Below are 21,244 nucleotides of genomic sequence, written 5' to 3'. Positions count from 1 at the left end.
CCAAGCGACCATATTTTCTGCAGCTATATGTGGATGCGATACGCATATCAGCGTATGCAGCGGACACATCTGCCGCACGTGTCGCTCCGATATATGGAGCGATATGTCTTACGCCTCGAGGCGACGGATGCCCTCAGCGATACGCTGGAGGGACTCCTCCTTACCGAGGACCTCCATGATCTCGGTCGCACCGGCCGGGGTCATCTGACGACCGGAAAGCGCGATACGGATCGGCCACATGACGAAGCCGGTCTTGTAGCCCTTCTCCTTACCATATGCGGAAAGCAGCTCGAACAGTGCGTCGTTGGAGAAATCCTCCTGCGCACTGAGAAGCGGCTGTACCTCACGGAGAAGCGCGAGCGAATTCTCAAGGGTTGTCTTCGACTTCTTATTCACATAGAGATCTGTGCTGTACTTCGGAAGGGTCTCGAAGAAGCCGATCATTTCCTCGTTGATGTCCGGGAAGATCTCGATACGGGTCTTCACCATGGTCGCGATGTGACGGAGATCGAGCGGCTTCGTGATGATCTTCTGGATATATGGAAGCGCACGCTCGTAATACGAATCGAAATCCATCGCCTTGATGTACTCGCCATCCATCCAGCGCAGCTTCTCCATGTCGAAGACCGCCGGGCTCTTCGAGATACGGTGATAGTCGAACTTCTCGATGAGGTCCTGGAGGGACATAATCTCCTCGTTATCCTCCGGAGACCAGCCGAGGAGGGCGACGAAGTTCACGACGGCCTCAGCCACGAAGCCCTGATCGATCAGGTCCTCGAAGGAAGCATGACCGGAACGCTTGCTGAGCTTCTTGTGATTTTCATCCGTAATCAGCGGACAGTGCACATACTTCGGAATCTCCCAGCCGAAGGCCTCATAGAGACGATTGTACTTCGGGCTCGAGCTCAGATACTCGTTGCCGCGAACGACGTGGGTGATGCCCATCAGATGATCGTCGATGACATTGGCGAAATTATAGGTCGGATAGCCGTCGGACTTGATAAGAACCATATCATCGAGCTCGGCGTTATCGACGGTGACGTCTCCGTAGAGCTCGTCGTGGAAGGTCGTTGTGCCCTCGGTCGGGTTGTTCTGACGGATGACATATGGCATGCCGGCAGCGAGGTTTGCCTCGATTTCTTCCTTCGAGAGGGAGAGACAGTGCTTATCATAGTGCATGATCTCTTCGCCGTTGACCACGGTCTTCAGCGACTCCAGGCGCTCCTTCGTGCAGAAGCAGTAGTATGCCTTGCCCTCATCGACGAGCTGCTTCGCATACTTCATATAGATGCCCTGTGCACGACGCTCGGACTGCACGTACGGACCGCAGTCGCCCGGCTTATCCGGGGACTCATCCGGGATCAGGCCGGTATCGGCGAGGGTTTCATTGATAAGTTCGACAGCACCCTCAACGAAGCGCTCCTGGTCCGTATCCTCGATACGGAGGAGGAAGTCACCACCCTCATGCTTCGCGATGAGGTAGGCGTAGAGTGCGGTACGAAGGTTACCTACATGCATCCTTCCGGTCGGGGATGGTGCATATCTCGTTCTGATTTTCATAATATAGAACTCCTTAGTCTCTCAGATCCTGTGGACGCATGGTGAGATTGATACGGCCCATCTTGTCGATCTCCTGAACCTTGACGGTTACTTCGTCGCCGATGTTGACCACATCCTCTACCTTATCAACGCGACCATCGGCCAGCTTCGAGATGTGTACCATACCATCCTTATTCGGGCTGAGCTGTACGAAGGCACCGAAGTTCATGATACGAACGACCTTACCGGTCAGTACCTGACCCGGCTCGATGTCGTTGACGATCGACTCGATGATCTTCTTCGCCTTCTCGAGCGCGTTCTTATCGATGCCGGAGATGGAAACCATACCGCTGTCGTCGATGTCGATCTTTGCACCGGTCTCGTCGATGATGCCGTTGATGGTCTTACCCTGCTTACCGATGACATCACCGATCTTCTGCGGATCGATCTGCATGGTGATGATCTTCGGAGCGTACTCGGAAAGCTCGGCACGCGGAGCGGCGATGGCATCCTTCATAACGCCATCCATGATGACGAGACGTGCCTCGTGAGCTCTGTGGATCGCCTCGGTCACGATGTCTCTGGTGAGACCGTGAATCTTGATATCCATCTGGATCGCGGTGATGCCCTCATGTGTACCGGTTACCTTGAAGTCCATGTCGCCGAAGAAGTCCTCGAGACCCTGGATATCGGTCAGTACGATGTAGTCATCATCGGTGTCACCGGTTACGAGACCGCAGCTGATACCGGCTACCGGCTCCTTGATCGGAACACCGGCTGCCATCAGAGACAGGCAGGATGCACAGGTCGAACCCATCGAAGTCGAACCGTTGGACTCCATGGTCTCGGATACGGCACGGATCGCATATGGGAACTCCTCAACGGAAGGAAGAACCGGAAGCAGTGCCCTCTCAGCGAGTGCGCCATGACCGATCTCACGACGTCCCGGTCCACGGCTGGCCTTCGCCTCACCGACAGAGTAGCCAGGGAAGTTATACTGGTGAAGGTAACGCTTCTCGGTGATGTACTCATTGAGTCCCTCCACCTTCTGAACCTCGGAAAGAGGTGCCAAGGTGACGATATCGAGGATCTGGGTCTGGCCACGCTTGAACATCGCGGAGCCATGGACTCTCGGAATCAGATCCACCTCTGCCTCGAGCGGACGGATCTCCTCGATCTTACGACCATCCGGTCTCTTATGATCCTTCAGGATCATCTTACGAACGGTCTTCTTCTCATACTGATATACAGCATCTGGAAGCTGCTGAAGGGCATCCTCGTCATCCGCGAGTGCCTCCTCGAGCTTTCTGGTCACCTCGGCCATGTTGGCATCACGCTGCTGCTTATCATCGGTGAATACCGCGTTCTCCATCTCCGCCTCTGGAACGATGGACTTGATCTTATCGAAGAGCGCCTGCGGAACCGCATAGCTCTCATACGGAGTCTTCTCCTTACCACACTCGGCGATGATGGAATCGAAGAAGCTGATGATCTGCTTGTTGATCTCATCTGCCTTGTAGATGGCCTCGATCATCTGATCATCGGAGATGCAGTTTGCACCGGCCTCGATCATGATCACCTTATCACGGGTGGAAGCAACGGTCAGGTTAAGATCGGATACGGTCTTCTCTGCGTTGGTCGGGTTGATGATGAACTCACCGTTGATCATGCCGACCTGTGTGGAAGCGCATGGACCATCCCATGGAACGTTGGAAATCGCGGTTGCCAGGGAAGAACCAAGCATCGCAAGAAGCTCTGGTGAGCAGTCCTGATCGACGGACATCACGAGGTTGTCGAGCAGAACATCGTTACGGAAATCCTTCGGGAAGAGTGGTCTCATCGGACGATCGATGACACGGGAGGTGAGGATCGCATTATCGCTTGCGCGGCCCTCTCTCTTCTTAAATCCACCCGGGAACTGTCCTACGGCATACATCTTCTCCTCATACTCCACCTGGAGCGGGAAGAAATCGATACCGTCACGTGGCTGTGCCGATGCGGTACAGGTGGACAGAACGGTCGTATCACCATAGTGCATCAGTGCTGCACCATTTGCCTGGGCACATACACGGCCGATATCGACGGTCAGTGTTCTGCCGGCGAGTTCCATTGAATAACTCTTGTACATTCGTACCTCCTTTTATATAGACAGGGAGGTCCAAAAACACTGATCAGGCTCCCTTTTCGTGCGGGTCGGGCTCCTGCTGAAAACCGGGCCTCATCAGTGGTCTCGGATACTTCCCTGTCGATGATTTCGATAAATCCATGTGCACGATCGCAGAAAGGCACATAGTCCATACGATTATAGTATAAAAAAAGGACGGAGAAAAGTATCTCCGCCCTTTTTCTTTATGAGTTTTAGATTACTTTCTGATGCCGAGCTTCTCGATGAGGGATCTGTAGCTGTCCAGATCGTTCTTCTGAAGGTAAGCAAGAAGGCCTCTTCTCTGACCAACCATCATGAGAAGACCACGTCTTGAGTGGTGATCCTTCGGGTTCTTCTTAAGGTGCTCAGTGAGCTCGTTGATACGTGCAGTCAGAATGGCGATCTGAACCTCTGGTGAACCTGTGTCACCAGCCTTACGGCCGTACTGCTCGATGATCGCTGTCTTTTTCTCCTTGGAAATCATGGTAAATCCTCCTGATGTTAAACTATGTCACGCATGGTGACGACTTACGTTAACAGAGCTGCCGGATGGAGTTCCGCGCAACCATGCCAACGCGCATACGAATGTACTTTAACAGAAGTGCCACGGCTTGTCAATCGCCCATTGAGCGAAATACCGTCTTTTTTCGTGTTATTTCAGCCTGCCCGGGTCGAGCTCCATCGGCCAGGCTGCCGTGGCTGCGACATCCCTCTGAAGCTGCGCCTTCAGCTCGTCGATCGAGGCGAACTTATGCTGGTCACGAAGCCGGGTCATAAACTCGACGCGGATCTTCTTTCCATACAGGTCGCCATGGTAATCGAGGATATAGGTCTCGATGGAGGTCGGATTATCGTCGGCGATGGTCGGGTTATTTCCGACGTTCGTCATGCCACGATACAGCTGTTGCCCGATCAGGACACGGGTGATGTAGACGCCCGGCTTCGGATTCAGCTTTCCTTCCTTCGGGAGGATATTCGCGGTTGGGAAGCCGATCGACGCGCCGATCTCCTTTCCGCGCATCACGGTGCCGCTCAGCGCTACATGACGGCCGAGCAGTTCGGCGGCCTTTTCGACATTGCCCTTCTCGATCTCCTCGCGGATGAAGCTGCTGGAGATCTCGCGCTCCTGTCCGTTCTCATCGAGGACTTCCTTTTTCTGAATCACATGGACCGCGTAGCCGTACTTCGGTGCACGTGCTTCGAGGAGCGCGGCAGTACCCTGCGCCTTATACCCGAAGGAACAGTCCGTGCCCACGACGATATCCGACGCGTGCATCCCCTCGACCAGGACGGTGCGCAGGAAATCCTCCGCAGAGACACCCATGGTCTCCTGGTTCACAGGATAGGAAAAGACATAGTCGAAGCCGAGGTTCCGAAGGCGTGTCAGGTGCTCTTCGCTGCTCGAAATCGTATCCTGACGGACGCCGGTGAGGACGTCCGTCGGATTTGCGCTGAAGGTCAGGAGCGCCGTCTTCCGGTGCTTTTCCTTCGCGATACGGAACATGTTTTCGAAGATGAGCTGGTGCCCGAGATGGCTGCCGTCGAACTTTCCGAAGGAAACGACCGCCGCCTCCGGGACGTACATCGGTGGCTTCACGATACGGATCAGCTCGCCCCGCGCCTCATAACCGGCGATCTCCTCGATGGTCCGGCTGTCGGAGATCGAGAACTGACCGACACGTGTACGCTTCAGTGCAGACATCGCGGCACCACAGCCGAGCTTCTCCCCGATATCCTTGATCAGTGTACGGATATAGGTGCCCTTCGAGCAGGTGACGGTCATCCGTACGTATGGGAGGTCAATGCTGTCGACCGTGATGTCGTGGATGGTGATGCGGTTCGGCTTCCGCTCGATGACCTTTCCCTGCCGGGCGAGGTCGTAGAGCTTCTGTCCGTTCACCTTTTTCGCACTGTACATCGGCGGAATCTGGTCATAAGAGCCGACGAAGCTCTGCGCGGCTGCGCGGAGCTCCTCTTCGCTGATATCGACCGGATGCTCGCTGAGAATCGTTCCGGTCGTATCCTCGGTATCGGTCAGGATGCCGAGCTTCATCTCCGCCTCATAGACCTTTTCCGTCGCTTCGATCGAGGAGACCAGCTTCGTCGCCGTGCCGGCACAGATCACCAGTACACCCTCGGCCATCGGGTCGAGGGTGCCGGTATGTCCTATTTTCTTTTCATGAAGGATGGCACGAAGCTTCTTCGTGACGTCGAAGCTCGTCCAGCCCTTCTCTTTATAAACATTGATAATTCCGTCCATAGTTCCCTTAAAGCCGATTGGATACGAAATCCGGTGCATCCATCTGCTTCGAAAGCTCCTTCGTAATGTTGTTCATCACATCATGGTAGGAGCCCTGAAGTGTACAGCCGGCGGCCATTTTGTGGCCACCACCACCGAAGGTCATCGCCACCTTCGCTACATCCAGCTGGTTATTATTACTCCGGAGACTGACCTTGAAGTTCTGATTGCTCATTTCATACATGAACATCGCACAGTCGATGCCTCTCGTCTCCCGCATGGTGCTGACGACACTGTCTACATCCCGGGAGGTGACCTGGTAGAACTTCATATCCGTACAGGTCAGCCAGCCGGCGATACAGCGATGATCCATCAGCATCAGGCTTTCCATCAGTACGCGACCAAGTACCTGCTGCTGTGCATAGGTTTTCGTATAGTAGCTGTCGTCGACGATCCGGCAGAAATCGATGCCCTTCGCCATCAGGAAGCCGGCGATTTCCATCGTATGCTGCGAAGTGCAGCTGTACTTGAAGATGCCGGTATCATGTGCGATGCCGAGATAGAGGCACTCGGCTACCTTTGCATCGATGTAGCTCGTATCCATCAGATCATAGACGACCTCGGAGGCACTCGAAGCATCCGGGCGGATGGAGCCATGCGGGAACTGCTGTGCGCCCGGAACGTGATGATCCGCCACAAACAGCTCCTTCGCATTCTCTGCGAGGCTTCGGAAATCGCCGACACGATCATAGCCGTTACAGTCACAGATAATACAGAGATCATACTTCCGATCGGAAGGTGTATGCACGATGGTATCGATGCCCGGAAGGAAATCATACTTTTCGTTTGCAATCTGCAGGTAAACATTCACCTTCTTATCAGGATACTGATTCAGAATATAATGCTTCGTGCCCAGGGTTGAGCCGAGACAGTCCCCGTCCGGGTTCGTATGGCCCAGGATGCAGATACTGTCTGCCCTATTAATCATCTGCTGAAATTCATTCATCAATCGTACCTTCTCCATATATCAACATATCAAGCGTGATTACGCTTCGTCCGACGGCGCTTCCGAAGAATCCTCTGTATCCTCTGCGGATACCGAAGCGTCCGCCTCCAGACTGCGCTTCGCTGCATCCTCTTCATTCACCTTACGGATCAGCTCGTCCATATGCGCTCCATACATGATGGAGTGATCAGCGACGAACTGAAGCTCTGGTGTGTGCCGGAGATTGACGGTCTGTGCAAGCTCACGGCGCAGGAAGCCACTGGCGGCCTTCAGGCCCTCCATGGTCTTCGCAAGCGATTCCTCACTGCCGAGCACAGAGATATATACCTTACAGTACTGGAGGTCCGGTGTGACCTCGGCGTCGGTGACCGACGTCATCGGGGACACACGCGGATCCTTCAGGTCACGGATCGCTACGGAAAGCTCTCGCATGACCTCTGCGTTAATTCTTGTATTTTTTACAGAACCTTTTTTCAACGCTTAACCTCTTCCATTACATATGCTTCAACATAATCCTCAAGCTCGATCTCATTGAAGCCCTCGAATACAAGACCACACTCGTAGCCGGCCTTGACTTCCTTTACATCATCCTTGAAGCGCTTTACAGATGCGATTGCGCCCTCCCAGATCTTATCCTGCTTCGGGCCGCGGAAGATGCGGGCCTTGGCACCTCTCTGTACGAGACCGTCCTTGACCATACATCCTGCGATGTTGCCGACACCGGACGCCTTGAAGATCTGACGGATCTCGGCGTGGCCGATCACCTTCTCCTCGAAGACAGGGGCCAGCATGCCCTTCATCGCATTCTCGATATCCTCGGTTGCCTTATAGATGATGTCATAGAGACGAACATCGACATGCTCACGCTCTGCGATTTCACGTGCGGTCGCATCCGGCTTGACATCGAAACCGATGACGATGGCGTTCGACGCACTTGCGAGTACGACATCGGACTCGTTGATCGCACCGACACCGGAGTGGATAACCTTTACGGCTACCTCCTCGTTTCGGATCTTCTCAAGCGCATCCTTGACGGCCTCTACAGAACCCTGAACGTCGGCCTTGACCACGAGCGGAAGCTCCTTGATCTCGCCGGCCTTGATCTGATCGAAGAGTGCATCGAGGGATACCTTCTTCTTGGACTCCTCGACCATCTTCTGCTTGCTCTCCGTGACGAAGGCGGCAGCATAGGCCTTGGCCTCCTTCTCGTTGTCCTTCACCTGGAAGATCTCGCCCGCATTTGGAACAGAGCTGAGACCGAGGATCTCACACGGCTGTGAAGGTACGGCCTTCTTGATGCGCTTACCCTTATCGTCGGTCATCGCACGAACCTTACCGTATGCAGAACCGACGGCGACGACATCGCCCTGGTGAAGCGTTCCCTTCTGCACGAGGAGACGTGCAACCGGGCCCTTGCCGCGGTCGAGCTCTGCCTCGATGACAACGCCATACGCTGCACGGTTCGGGTTTGCCTTCAGCTCCATCACATCCGCCTGGAGAATGATATTCTCGAGCAGGTCATCGATGCCCATACCGGTCTTCGCAGATACCGGAACACAGATGACATCTCCGCCATACTCCTCCGGGATGAGGTCATACTTCATCAGCTCCTGCTTTACCTTATCCGGGTTTGCCGTCGGCTTATCCATCTTATTGATGGCTACGATGATCGGTGTGTTGGCGGCCTTTGCGTGGTTGATTGCTTCCACGGTCTGCGGCATGACACCATCATCCGATGCGACGACGAGTACAGCGATATCGGTCGACTGTGCACCACGCATACGCATCGCGGTGAAGGCTTCGTGGCCCGGTGTATCGAGGAAGGTGATGACTCTGTCTTCGTCATTTACATTGACCTTTACCTGGTAAGCACCGATGGACTGTGTGATACCACCGGCCTCGCGTGAGGTCACATTTGTATTACGGATGGCATCGAGGATGGAGGTTTTACCATGATCGACGTGACCCATAACGCAGACGACAGGCGGTCTGGTGACCATCTCGTCATCGGAGTCCTCGACTTCATCCTTTACGAGCTCGGCGATGACATCGACCTTCTCCTCCTTCTCGCAGAGGATCTCATAATCAACCGCGATGTTCTCTGCATCCTCGTAGGAGATCTCTGTGTTCAGGGTAACCATCTTACCCTGCATAAAGAGCTTCTTGATGATTTCAGCCGCCTTGATGCGCATCTTGTCCGCAAGATCCTTGATGGTGATCACCTCAGGAATCGTGATGGACTTGATCTCCTCCTCTACCGGCTTCACAACCTCCGGCTTGATGAACGCGCCCTTGCCGGTCTTCTTCTTGTAGGAGACCTCATCGGCTCTCTCGTAGGACTGCTCTGCCGTATACTTGTTCTGCTTACGGTTGTTCCGGTTCCGCTTTGCTGCCTCTGCCTTCTCGTTATCGAAATTCTTATTTCCGAAGGTCTTTCCGGCCACCGGCTTATGCGCTACGCGGTTCTGAGTCGGCTTCGAAGCGACATCGACGGCTGGTGCAGCACCTGCGCCTGCCGGACGTCTCGTACCGAAACCGGCACCTGCCGGACGCTGACCCGGTCTCTGCTGACCATTGCGGTCGCCGAATGGACGGCTGCCCTGCGGACGATCACCGCTTCTCTGGCCATTACGATCACCGAATGGTCGCTGCTGACCATTGCGATCACCGAAGGAAGGGCCATCCTGCGGACGATCACCGCTTCTCTGACCGTTACGGTCACCGAAGGAGCGTGTCCCCTGCGGGCGATCACCGAAGCTGCGGCCACCCTGTGGGCGCTCTGCCGGACGTGCCGGGCGCTCTGCGGCTGGCTTCGCCTGCGCTTCCTTCGCATGCTCTGCGAGGGCCTTCGCGGCTGCGGCTGCCTTTGCAGCTTCTTCCGCCGCCTTCCGTGCGGCCTCTTCCTCTGCAGACTTCCGTGCCGCCTCTGCTCTTGCCTCCTCGGCCTCCTGACGCTTCTGGATCTCATTGAGCTCCTTCAGCGGTGTTACGCGTGCGGTTCCAGGTGGCAGCGGACGACCATTCGGGCTGGCCTTCCGTGCCGGCTTCTCTGCCTCCTGCGACTTCCGTGCGCCCTGAGATGCAGCGGTGCCGAACTTCGAGCCCAGTGGGCGATTTTTATGATTTGCGGAATTCTGCGAATGGAAAACAACAGCAAGTTTCTTTTTCTTAGGCGCATCTCCTGCCTTCGACTTATCCTTACTTCCTTCCCTGCTGTTCATTCCCAAATCTTTCTGGTTATCATCTGACATTCACATTACCTCCGTCAATATATTTGATCATCGCCTGGGCGAAGCCCTGATCTTCAATGCTTATCGACGATCGTTCGGATCGTCCCAGCTGGTGCCCCAGCGTTTCCTTGGTGCCCAGTTCCTGATATGGCACACTGCGATAGGTGGTCATATTTTTAAACTTCTTTTTCGTATTATCGGATGCATCCTCCGGGATGATCACGAGAAATGATTTGCCACTTTTGATGGACTTCTCCACGGCGAACTCACCGCTTTTACATTTCCCGGCCCGCTGACACAGTCCGAGCAATCCATAGATTTTATCTGTCAAGCTGCTCCAGTTCCTCTCTCAGTGTATCCAGGGTCTCCTTCGTGATCGCTTCCTTAAAGGACCGCTCCAGAGCCTTCCGCCGGAATGCCTTCTCGAGGCACTCCGGATTCTTACAGATGTATGCGCCACGACCATTCTTCCGGCCGCTCGGATCGATCGAGAAGCTGCCCTCCGGCTCATGTACGATCCGGATCAGCTCCTTCTTCTCTTTCTTTTCACCACAACCGATACAGGTTCTCTCAGGTACCTTCTTCATCTTCGTTACTCGTTCTCATCCTCCGAAGTCGTCTCGTCGTATGCGATATCGTCCTCATACTCGCCCTCGGCGCCCTCACTCTGATAGTCGATACCCATCTCGTCGAAGATGCCCTGCTCCTGTGCCTGGGACTCCGACTTGATATCGATCTTATAGCCGGTCAGCTTCGCGCTGAGACGTGCGTTCTGACCCTCCTTACCGATGGCCAGGCTCAGCTGATTATCCGGCACGATAACCATCGCCTCGTTGTTATCCTGATCGGCGATGACCGCGATCACCTTCGCCGGTGACAGTGCGTTCTCGATCAGGTACGCCGGGTTCTCATCATAGTTGATGATATCGATCTTCTCACCGTGAAGCTCATCGACGATGGCGTTTACACGGGAACCGTTCAGACCGACGCATGCACCTACCGGATCGACATCCGGATCGTGGGACATGACCGCCATCTTCGTTCTGGAGCCGGCCTCACGTGCGATTGCCTTGATCTCGACGGTACCGTCACGAACCTCGGCGACCTCATCCTCGAACAGACGCTTTACAAGCTCCGGATGCGTTCTCGAGATCATGACACGCGGACCACGCGGCATATCTCTTACCTCGACCACATACACCTTGATGCGCTCGTTCGTCACGAGGGTCTCGCCCTTGATCTGCTCGTTCTCTGCGAGATAGCCATCGACCTTGCCGAGATTTACGATGACAGAACGTCCGGTATCCCGCTCGACGGTACCAGTCACGACCTCCTTCTCCATGGAGTAGTACTCCTTATAGAGCACCTTACGCTCCTCCTCACGGATCTTCTGTACGATCACGCCCTTTGCGTTCTGGGTCGCGATACGTCCGAAGCTCTTGGAATCCACCTTCACCGGAACGATGGAGCCCAGCGTGTAGGCCGGATTGATCAGTCTGGCATCGGCGAGTGAGATTTCTGTGTTCTTATCGAAAACTTCCTCTACGACGGTCTTATCCGCGATGACGGAATAATCACAGGTGTCCGGATCTACGTTGACACGCACATTATCGGCAGAACCGAAATGGTTCTTGCATGCAGTCTGGAGTGACAGCTCGATCGCCTCGATGAGAGACTGCTTCGAGATTCCTTTCTCCTTTTCCAGTAAATCGAGTGCTTCGCTGAGTTCAGTGTTCATTAGTTTTTACCCCTCCCGGTAAGTGTATCTTCATTTGTATCTTCATGGCTGTCTTCGGAATCTGCAGCGGCGCCTTCATCGACCGCCGCTTCCTCCTCTTCGACATCCTCTGGAATCACATCTTCATTGCCAGGCTGATCCTTGAATCCGAGCGAACATACCTCCAGCATGTACTGCTCATCGATGAAATCCTCCTGGTCCAGCCATTTGGAAAGCCGTCTGGATACCTTCGCACAGTCGTTTACGGTCATGTCCACCTCGTCGAGACGATAGATGAACGCACGCAGATACCACTCATTATTCTCATAAGTGAAGGTAACGCTGTCGACTCCGTAGCCCTCCTTTGGACAGAAGCTGTCGAGGTACGTTTTTACTCTTTCAGTATAGTTGCCCTTTGCCTGCATTGAATTTTCCTCTAAACTTAAGTTAAAGGAGCGGGCGAAACGCCTGCTCCTTTAACTAGTCAACAAATACTCTATATTTATAGCACGGTCCTCAGGACAATGCAAGGCTTTTCGTGTGATTCAGCGAACAGCTCAGAGCAGTCCCTGGATCAGAATGATCAGAATCAGTACCGGAAGGACGAACTGGAAGTACGGCCGGATGGCGGCCGGCAGCTTCGGGCCCTCCCCCTTGTTGCACTCTGCGAGGTAGTGATCGAAGCCCCAGCCCCAGCGGCTCACACAGAACAGAAGGTAGATGAGCGAACCGGCCGGAAGCAGGATGTTTGATACGATAAAATCCTCGGAATCCAGGACGCCACGGGCACCGATGATATGGAGATCTGACCAGAGATTAAAGCCCAGAACGCACGGCACACTGGCGAGCAGCACGAAGATGCAGTTCAGGTAGACAGCCTTCTTTCGCTCCCATCCGAAGTTGTCGATGGAGGTCGAGAGCAGATTCTCGAAGACGGTGATGACGGTGCTGAAGCTTGCGAAGCTCATGAACAGGAAAAACATGGCGCCCCAGAGGCGTCCACCCGCCATATTCATAAACACCTTCGGCAGGGTCAGGAAAATCAGACTCGGACCGGCATCCGGCTGCACGTTAAAGGCGAAGCAGGCCGGGAAGATGATCAGACCGGACATGATCGCGACGAAGGTATCAAGCACGCAGATACGCGCAGACTCGCCGACCAGTGTATAATCGTCCGACATATAGGAACCGAAGATCTCGATGCATGCGATGCCGAGGCTCAGTGTGAAGAAGGCCTGATTCATCGCGGCGGAGATCACGGAGCCGAGTCCCTTCAGCATACTGCCGCCGCCCTGCTCTGCGACACGCGCGAGGCTCGGAACCAGGTAGAAGCGTGTGCCCTCCGCCGAGTTCGGAAGCGTCAGGCTGTGGAAGGCCAGTACGACGATGAGTGCGAGCAATGCCGTCATCATAACCGTCGTCACCTTCTCGAGACCCTTCTGAAGGCCGAAGGAGCAGACCAGGAAGCCGACCAGTACGGTCACGGCCATGCTCAGCATCATCTCTTCCGGAGCGTTCATCAGCTTCGCAAAGACCTCATCAGCGGCTTCCGTGCGGATGCCATCGAAGACGCCCAGGATGAACTTGAAGAAGTAGGACAGCATCCAGCCGGATACCGTCGTGTAGTACATCATCAAAAGATAGGAACCAGCGGTCGCAAACCAGCCATGAATATGCCACTTACTTCCCTTCGGTTCCAGTGCCTCATAGGCGCGCACGGCACTCTTATGCGATGCCCGTCCGACGGCGAGCTCCATCGTGAGCACCGGGATCCCCATGATGACCAGAAAAATCAGATAGAACAGCACGAAGATACCGCCGCCGTTCTGTCCGACGAGATAAGGAAACTTCCATACGTTTCCGATGCCGATGGCACATCCGGCACTGACCAGGATGAAGCCGATGCGGGACTTAAAGCCTTCCCGTTTACCCATAGTGTTTTCCCCCATAAAAAAAGTGTATCTGTCATTCCATATCTGAAACATCGAAGGTAAAGCGATATTTCAGATAAACTCAGACAGATACACTATTTTATACAGTTTCTGATTATTTTGCACTAACCATTTTCAACATTTTTCGTTTTGTCCAGGACAGCCGGGATCTCAGCGAGCGATACGATGCGATAGCGAAGCTCTGCGCGTGGTCCGGTCAGCTCCTTCAGCTTCCGTGCGAGGCGCTGATAGATGATGCTGCAGTCCTCCTTTTTCGTACCGATCAGCAGGAGCAGATACTGGCTCGAGCTGTACTTCGTAAACACATCGCCCTGACGCAGTCCTTCATACAGTGCCTGCTTCAGCGCCTCAGAGCGTGCGTTCAGCTTTTCCGGATTCTGAATCGGCTTTCCCTCGTAATCGACGAGGGTACAGAGCATCATGAAGATGCTGCTGCCACGGCGGGACATATTCCGACGAAGCACATTATAGACATCGATGAAGCTTGCGTACGCACAGTAGTAGGAACCGGTCCGCGGCTCCGTATCCTCACCGCTCTTCAGTGCCGCATCCCGCTTCAGAATATCCGCCTGGATATCTCCGATGTTCTCCGACACGACCTTCAGCTCCTCATAGATGCGGGCGTAGCACTGCACGAGCTCATCCGGAAGTGGAACCTCCAGCTCGTCCAGATAGTAGTGGGCGGTTTTATTATACAGCTCATAGGCTTCCTTCGTCTGTTTCTTCAGAATCATCGCATCGATCAGCTGAATCTGCCAGCCGCTCTCCGGGTAAATCCGGGCCGCCTGGGCATACAGCTGGTATAAATGATCATAATCCTGCTTTTTACGGTAAAAATCACCGAGGAAGCGTACCAGCTCATCATAGCTTTCCTTCAGTCGGATAGACTCGACGATGACCCAGTTTTCGGTCGCAAAATCCGGCAGAAGCTCGCCCTGGTACAGCGCACCAGCCTGCTCGTAGAGGGCCGCCTTCTCTTCCGGTGCGACGGCCTCCTGGGCCCTCTGACAGAGTCGTCGGAAGTCTGCGAAATCATACGAAAAGCGATAGCCCTCCGGCCGCTCTGGTGTATATATGCCCTTCTTGCCTTCGATATAGCGCTTCCCTGGCATCCCGCTTTTTTTCAGCTGCGTCCGTGCCTGATGAAGCAGATTATTCAGGCTGTTGTTTTCATCCAGCAGCTCCTTATAAGCGAATACATAGTCGATCAGCTCCCGCTTCGCGATTCCGGTCTCATGATGTAAGAAAATCACCTGGATCAGCTTCAGAAAATTCGCCTTACTGTTTTCTCCGAAGTAGAGCTGCTGCCCATCTACCGAAACAGCAAACTGCCCCAGCATCTGTATAACGATACGCTTTTCATCTGTCGGCATACGTCTTCCCGCCCTTCTCTTTCTGATTGAAAGTTCTTATATTTATAGTAGTCGGCTGGAATCAAAAAGTAAACGAAAAAATTAAAAGCGCATCCGTATTTAAGATTTTTACGTATCCGTCATCAGAATACGATGCCCAGATACTCGATCACGAGCCCCCAGAAGACACCGAGCCCATACAGCATGATCGTAATCCGGAGATTCTCATTCGGATGATCATTCGTACGGAACAGAACGAGCAGTCCGACACCGGCACCGACCAGGAGACCGGCCATCATCTGCCCGGCGTTCAGTATCCCCATCAGGTACAGCTGGGTGATGCTGACGGACGCAGCACAGTTCGGGATCAGACCGACGACGCCGGCCAGGAAGACACCGACGATCGGCTTTCCGGAGAGGAAGTGACCGAGGGCCTCGGCACCGATGCCCTCGACGAGGAGCGTGATGATCAGGGTGATGAAGAAGATGAAGCCGGTGATCTGAACCGTATGATGGAGTGCCGGCATGGCGATGCCCATGAAGCCCTTCTGATGATGGTGATGATGATGTCCTGCATGGGCGTGGGCAGCTGCATGCTCGTGGCTTTGGTGCTCCTCTGCGACATGACGATGTGTGTGGTCGTCTGCATTGGCCTCGTGCGTATGCGCCGCCTCTGTATGAAGCTCTTCCTCTTCATCATCGTCGCAGTCACAGTGCTCATGCACACAGAGATCGTGAATATGCTTCTCCGGTGCCTTCGTATGGCGGCCATGCCGCATGAAGACGTCGAGCAGGAAACCACTGATGAGACCCAGGATCGCCTTCGTCGCCAGAATCCGCAGCATCGTCGCCGGATGCACACCCTCCGAGATAAAAATCGGCAGCATCTCATCGGAGGTCGACAGGAAGACGGCGATCAGGGTGCCGACCGAGATCACGCCGCCCGCAAACAGACTGGAGGCTGCCGCCGAGAAGCCACACTGCGGCAGGATACCCACAGCCGCTCCGATCAGCGGACCGAAGTGACCGGCCTTCTCCAGCATCCCCGTCGTATGCTTCTCTGCCTTATGCTCGAGGTACTCCATCCCCATATAGGTGATCAAAAGGAACGGAATCAGCTTCGCTGTATCCAGTACCGCATCGAACAACGCGTCTAAAATCATTTCCATCTAATGTTTACTCTCCTTTATGTCATTCTTTATCGCGTTCTCTAGAATAACACAGGTGTCAACACGTAAATCATCATATGAACACACGTAAATATAAAAAGGGCCCCGAAGGGCCCTGAGTGAAAATTATCTACGAAGAGACGCCTCGATGAGACCGCGGAACAGCGGATGCGCGTTGTTCGGGCGGGACTTGAACTCCGGGTGCGCCTGGGTAGCGACGAAGTACGGATGATCCGAAAGCTCGATCATCTCTACGATATGGCCGTCCGGTGACTGACCGACGAGCTGCATACCGGCTTCCTCGAGCTCTGCGCGGAAGTCATTATTGACCTCATAACGGTGACGGTGACGCTCGGAGATCTGTGTCGTACCATAGAGGGCATGGGCCTTCGAACCGTCGCTCAGTACGCACGGATATGCGCCGAGACGCATCGTGCCGCCGAGATCCGTGACGCTCTTCTGCTCCGGCATCAGGTCGATCACCGGATGCTCGGTGTTCGGATCGAACTCCGTCGAGTTGGCATCTGCCCAGCCGAGCACATCCCGCGCGAACTCGATGATCGCAATCTGCATACCGAGGCAGATGCCGAGGTACGGAATCTTATGCTCACGCGCGTACTGTGCTGCCATGATCATGCCCTCGATGCCACGGGAGCCGAAACCGCCCGGAACCAGAATACCATTGACTCCGGCGAGCAGCGTCTCTGCGCCGGACTTCTCGAGCTCTTCAGAATCCACCCAGCGGATCTTCACCTTCGCACGATTGGCGATGCCACCATGCTTCAGGGCCTCCACGACACTGAGGTAGGCATCATGCAGCTGCGTATACTTGCCGACGATGGCGATGACCGTCTCACGGCTCGGATGACGCAGATTCTCGACCATATGTGTCCAGTCGGAGAGATCCGGCTCCGGGCACGGCAGGTGGAGACACTCGAGGACCGACTGCGCGAGATGCTCGTGCTCCATCATGAGCGGCACCTCGTAGATGAACTCCGCGTTCGTGTTCTGCAGTACATGGTTCGCCGGCACATTACAGAAGAGGCCGATCTTCTCACGAATCTCCTGTGGAATCGGATACTCGGTACGGCAGACGAGGATGTCCGCCTGGAGGCCGAGTCGCTGGAGCTCACGTACGCTCATCTGCGTCGGCTTCGTCTTCAGCTCCTCCGACGCATGCAGGTACGGAATCAGCGTCACATGAATCATGATGGCATTCTCATGACCGACCTCCTGCTGGAACTGACGGATCGCCTCGAGGAACGGCTGGGACTCGATATCACCGACGGTACCACCGACCTCGATGATGGCGATGCGATCCTCGTTCTTGTCATCTGAATGATAGAAATCACTCTTGATCTCGTTCGTGATGTGCGGGATGACCTGCACGGTGTGTCCCTCATACTCGCCGTGGCGCTCCTTGTTGAGGACCGACCAGTAGACCTTACCGGAGGTGACATTGCTTCTGTGATCCAGAGACTCGTCGATGAAACGCTCGTAGTGACCCAGATCGAGGTCCGTCTCCGTACCATCATCCGTGACGAAAACCTCACCATGCTGAATCGGGTTCATCGTACCCGGATCGATATTGATATACGGGTCGAACTTCTGCATGGTAACCTTATAGCCACGGGCCTTCAGAAGACGACCGAGCGAAGCGGCTGTGATACCCTTTCCGAGTCCGGAAACGACGCCACCGGTGACAAATACGTACTTGATCATATGCTCCCCTTTCATGATCCCCCATGAAGCAGGCCAATGCCTCATGCGCCATGCAATCACCACCCACAGTAACGCCGGCAGCGATGCACAAAAAAAGAGGTGACCTAACGCAGGGACACTCTTCCTTGCCCCTGTGACGCCATTGCCACCTCACATCATATTAAATATAGATTCGTTTTCCGGCATCTGCATCCATGCATCGCTCAGAAAATAAAAACACAAAAATAATACCACCGCTCCCCCCGAATTGCAAACAGAAACTTCACGAAAAACGGCCAGTACCGGCCTCTCGTCAATGAAAGGGGTCTGACCCCGTTTATCGGGGTCAGACCCCCTTGTGTACCGGAACGTCGTGAAAGAGGCGCACAGAATACGTGTGCATCAATCCGAGCGGAGCGCGTCGATCGGGTTCAGCGCCGCGGCACGACGGGCCGGAAGATAGCCGAAGATGAGACCGATCATCACAGAGACCATGAAGGAGACCAGCACCGAAAGGAAGGTCGGCGAGGCATCGATCCCCATGATTTTTCCGGCAGCACTCGTGCCGACGAAGCCGACGGCGATGCCGATGAAGCCACCCAGGGAGCTCGTGACGGCGGCCTCGATGACGAACTGCGAGAGAATCGTCCGACGCTTCGCACCGAGGGCCAGCGCTTTATCGTGCGTGATCATGACGACGGTCGTTCCGTCCTGATTGATATCCTGTAAAAAGCCCATGACCTGGCGGGAGGTTTTCGTGTCCAGCGCACCGGTCGGCTCATCCGCGAGGATGAGCTCCGGATCACCGGCGAGGGCACGCGCGATAGACACACACTGCTGCTGACCGCCGGAGAGCTGGGCCGGATGCTGCATCCACTTGTCCGCGAGGCCGACCCGCTCGAGCTGCTTCATCGCACGCTTCCGCTGATCCGACTTCGAGAGTCCGGCATAGAGGAGCGGCAGGGAGACATTGTCCACGAGATTATCCTTCGGAAGCAGGTTGTACTGCTGGAAGATGAAGCCGATCTTATGATTCCGGATGGCGGCGAGCTCGTCGTCTGCCATGTGGGAGGTGTCGACCCCCTGAATCAGATACTCTCCCTTCGTCGGCACATCGAGGGCACCGATGATGTTCATGAGGGTCGACTTGCCAGAACCGGACTTGCCGACGATGGCGACGAATTCCCCATGGTAGATGTTTACGCTGATACCGTCGTTCGCATGCACCTCCTCGGAACCCATCTGGTAGATTTTGTAAATGTCTTCGAGCTGCAGGAAAGGCACCTCCCCGTCATGCTCCGGCGGGATATAGGGACCGGCTGCACCATCGACGCCCTGGGCCGCCTGCGCGGCCCGCAGCTTCGCGATTTCCTCGTGATTTTCGGCGTATTCGTCGACTTTATTGATCACACTCATAGCATCACCTCCGTTTAACCCATCGGAGCGCCGCCACCTGGGTTAGCGCCACCCATGCCGCCGCGATTACTACTGCCGCCAGCGTTAGCACCACCCATGCTGCCACCACCTGGGTTACCACCACCCATGCCGCCGCCCATGCCTGGCATCATCGTGTCAGTTGAGCTGCTGACGCTGGACTGTGAAATATAGACTTCATCGCCTTCGGAGAGATCACCGGACAGGATCTCGACGTACTCGTCGGAGGTGAGACCCGTGGTGACCGCAACTTCGTGGAAGCCCTCCGGCACATTGCTGCTCTTCGTATTTTGATCGCCGGACGTTTCACTCTTACCGGAGCTCTTTGTATCCGTCGACTTCTCGGCATTCGTCGGCTTCTCGCCCGCTGCATTTCCTTCCGGCTGGCCATCTGCTGTACCTTCCGGCTTTCCATCACCTGCAGCAGCGGTACCCTGAGTGGAAGGCTCGGCCTTCTTCGACGTCGTGGAATCCTTTACATAGACCTTGTTGCCACGCTGGAGTGCATCCACCGGAATCGCGAGTGCATCCTCCGCCTCATCGAGGTTGATGACGCCGGTGACGTTCATGCCCGGGAGCAGATCACCGTACTCCGTCATCGTGACGGTGACCGGATAGTAGGTGACACCGTTCGCCGCCGTACCCTCCATGGACACCTTCGTGACGGTGCCCTCGAAGGTCTGATCCTCGAAGGCATCTGCCGTGACCTCGACCTTCTGTCCGACCTTCACGTTCGAGATATCGAGCTCATCGATGTTCATCTCGAAGGTGACCTCGGAAAGGTCATAGATGACGGCCAGTGCGGTCGCAGAGTTTCCGTTCTGCACATTCTCGCCGACATTGACGTTCTTCGTCGTGACGGTACCGGAAATCGGTGCGGTGATCGTATAGTTTTCGTAATTGTCGGTCGTCGTGTCGAGGTTCGACTGTGCATTCTCGAGGGAGGACTTCGCATCGGAGACCTTGTTCTTGTAGGTCTTCAGGATGTCGCTCGCATCCTCGGCGTCCATCGAGAAGATAGCCGTACCGACGCTCACATAGTCACCGGCACGGACGAGCAGCTTCTTGACGCTCACGGAGCAAGACGATGAACATACTGCTTCCGTTCTTCCGTGTACTGATCGACGCGGATGGGAAGATCGTCGACATGGATGGCGACTACTATGATCTGACGCGGGAAGGCTCGGAAGCCGTCCTCGAGGAGCTCGTCAGCGCGGCGACCGCCAGTGAAGAAAAGGTCGGCGACCTCCGCGACTATAATCTCCGCTACTATCGAAGCGGCGCGAGGAAGTGGTCTTACGGAAAAACGCCGGACAGAAATCCGGTGCCGGAGACGGCGCCGACCGCCGAAGCGACCTCGTCGTCTGCCGGTGAAGACGCCCCTGCAGACAGCGACGGCGGAGCTGAAGTTCACGTGCCGGACAGACCGGCGGAGGCCGAACCTGCGTCCACGGATGGCCAGATCATCATCTTCATGGATATCTCCTCCGAGATCGCGACGATGCAGAACCTCTACCGGACCTGCGTCATCATCGGCCTCGGCAGCTTCGCCAGCTTCCTCGTCATCAGCATCTTCTTCGCGCGCTGGGCGGTACGCCCGGTCGACGAAGCCCGTGCGATGAATCACAGCTACGGCCTCGGCCTCTCCATCGCCGAGAACATCGTAAAAAATCATAAAGGCCGTATCTGGGCCGAATCTGCCGAGGGCATCAACACCTTCCGCGTCGAGCTCCCGATGGCCTGATAGACAGAACCTCCG

The 21,244-nt window shown here is 55.2% G+C and carries 17 protein-coding genes and 1 pseudogene; 1 reads left to right on the top strand and 17 read right to left on the bottom strand.

Features of this window, described 5'->3' with window-relative positions:
- Nucleotides 1-108: 108 nt before the first annotated feature.
- From gltX to ACK8P7_RS00660, 17 genes and pseudogenes are all read right to left on the bottom strand, one after another.
- Nucleotides 109-1,563, bottom strand: coding sequence for a glutamate--tRNA ligase (gltX, locus tag ACK8P7_RS00740; RefSeq protein ID WP_410042597.1), 1,455 nt, complete (start codon nucleotides 1,561-1,563; stop codon nucleotides 109-111).
- 10 nt (nucleotides 1,564-1,573) lie between these two features.
- Nucleotides 1,574-3,667, bottom strand: a complete 2,094-nt coding sequence (locus ACK8P7_RS00735) for a polyribonucleotide nucleotidyltransferase (RefSeq protein WP_410042308.1) — start codon at nucleotides 3,665-3,667, stop codon at nucleotides 1,574-1,576.
- Between the two features lie 235 nt (nucleotides 3,668-3,902).
- Nucleotides 3,903-4,169, bottom strand: coding sequence for a 30S ribosomal protein S15 (gene rpsO, locus ACK8P7_RS00730; RefSeq protein ID WP_410042307.1), 267 nt, complete (start codon nucleotides 4,167-4,169; stop codon nucleotides 3,903-3,905).
- A 168-nt stretch (nucleotides 4,170-4,337) separates the two neighbouring features.
- Nucleotides 4,338-5,945, bottom strand: a complete 1,608-nt coding sequence (locus ACK8P7_RS00725; protein ID WP_410042306.1) for a bifunctional riboflavin kinase/FAD synthetase — start codon at nucleotides 5,943-5,945, stop codon at nucleotides 4,338-4,340.
- 7 nt (nucleotides 5,946-5,952) lie between these two features.
- The gene (locus ACK8P7_RS00720; RefSeq protein WP_410042305.1) at nucleotides 5,953-6,930 is read right to left on the bottom strand and encodes a DHH family phosphoesterase; all 978 of its coding nucleotides are present in this window, start codon (nucleotides 6,928-6,930) and stop codon (nucleotides 5,953-5,955) included.
- 39 nt (nucleotides 6,931-6,969) lie between these two features.
- A complete protein-coding gene (rbfA, locus tag ACK8P7_RS00715; RefSeq protein ID WP_410042304.1) occupies nucleotides 6,970-7,407 on the bottom strand; it encodes a 30S ribosome-binding factor RbfA in 438 nt (145 codons plus the stop codon).
- Nucleotides 7,404-10,181: a translation initiation factor IF-2 gene (gene infB, locus ACK8P7_RS00710; protein WP_410042303.1), complete on the bottom strand. Its 2,778-nt coding sequence runs from the start codon at nucleotides 10,179-10,181 to the stop codon at nucleotides 7,404-7,406. The genes rbfA and infB overlap by 4 nt, the downstream gene beginning before the upstream one ends.
- Nucleotides 10,171-10,491 carry a L7Ae/L30e/S12e/Gadd45 family ribosomal protein gene (locus ACK8P7_RS00705; protein ID WP_410042302.1) on the bottom strand — a complete coding sequence of 107 codons (321 nt, stop codon included), beginning with the start codon at nucleotides 10,489-10,491 and terminating at the stop codon, nucleotides 10,171-10,173. The genes infB and ACK8P7_RS00705 overlap by 11 nt, the downstream gene beginning before the upstream one ends.
- The gene (gene rnpM / locus ACK8P7_RS00700; protein WP_410042301.1) at nucleotides 10,481-10,747 is read right to left on the bottom strand and encodes an RNase P modulator RnpM; all 267 of its coding nucleotides are present in this window, start codon (nucleotides 10,745-10,747) and stop codon (nucleotides 10,481-10,483) included. The genes ACK8P7_RS00705 and rnpM overlap by 11 nt, the downstream gene beginning before the upstream one ends.
- 5 nt (nucleotides 10,748-10,752) lie before the next feature.
- Nucleotides 10,753-11,898 carry a transcription termination factor NusA gene (gene nusA, locus ACK8P7_RS00695; protein WP_410042300.1) on the bottom strand — a complete coding sequence of 382 codons (1,146 nt, stop codon included), beginning with the start codon at nucleotides 11,896-11,898 and terminating at the stop codon, nucleotides 10,753-10,755.
- Entirely contained in the window at nucleotides 11,898-12,302 is a 405-nt protein-coding gene (rimP, locus tag ACK8P7_RS00690; RefSeq protein WP_410042299.1) for a ribosome maturation factor RimP, read from the bottom strand. Before rimP ends, nusA begins: the two co-directional genes overlap by 1 nt.
- 132 nt (nucleotides 12,303-12,434) lie before the next feature.
- Nucleotides 12,435-13,811: a sodium-dependent transporter gene (locus ACK8P7_RS00685; protein WP_410042298.1), complete on the bottom strand. Its 1,377-nt coding sequence runs from the start codon at nucleotides 13,809-13,811 to the stop codon at nucleotides 12,435-12,437.
- Between the two features lie 122 nt (nucleotides 13,812-13,933).
- The gene (locus ACK8P7_RS00680) at nucleotides 13,934-15,202 is read right to left on the bottom strand and encodes a BTAD domain-containing putative transcriptional regulator (RefSeq protein WP_410042297.1); all 1,269 of its coding nucleotides are present in this window, start codon (nucleotides 15,200-15,202) and stop codon (nucleotides 13,934-13,936) included.
- 122 nt (nucleotides 15,203-15,324) lie between these two features.
- On the bottom strand, nucleotides 15,325-16,350 hold the full coding sequence (locus ACK8P7_RS00675) for a putative manganese transporter (RefSeq protein ID WP_410042296.1): 1,026 nt from the start codon (nucleotides 16,348-16,350) through the stop codon (nucleotides 15,325-15,327).
- A gap of 126 nt (nucleotides 16,351-16,476) precedes the next feature.
- Nucleotides 16,477-18,072 (bottom strand): CTP synthase, encoded by a 1,596-nt coding sequence (locus ACK8P7_RS00670; protein WP_410042295.1) that lies wholly within the window; start codon nucleotides 18,070-18,072, stop codon nucleotides 16,477-16,479.
- A 381-nt stretch (nucleotides 18,073-18,453) separates the two neighbouring features.
- Nucleotides 18,454-19,293, bottom strand: coding sequence for an ATP-binding cassette domain-containing protein (locus ACK8P7_RS00665; protein WP_410042596.1), 840 nt, complete (start codon nucleotides 19,291-19,293; stop codon nucleotides 18,454-18,456).
- A gap of 188 nt (nucleotides 19,294-19,481) precedes the next feature.
- Nucleotides 19,482-20,432, bottom strand: a pseudogene (locus ACK8P7_RS00660) (efflux RND transporter periplasmic adaptor subunit); the annotation flags it as partial.
- A gap of 140 nt (nucleotides 20,433-20,572) precedes the next feature.
- Between ACK8P7_RS00660 and ACK8P7_RS00655 the strand changes: the two are divergent.
- Nucleotides 20,573-21,229 carry a hypothetical protein gene (locus ACK8P7_RS00655; protein ID WP_410042294.1) on the top strand — a complete coding sequence of 219 codons (657 nt, stop codon included), beginning with the start codon at nucleotides 20,573-20,575 and terminating at the stop codon, nucleotides 21,227-21,229.
- Nucleotides 21,230-21,244: the final 15 nt, after the last annotated feature.

Source organism: Oribacterium sp. P9 (genome assembly GCF_046365365.1).
Lineage (GTDB): Bacteria > Bacillota > Clostridia > Lachnospirales > Lachnospiraceae > Oribacterium.
The sequence above is the reverse complement of the archived record's forward strand: the minus strand, read 5'-3'. Positions and strand labels throughout refer to the sequence as shown.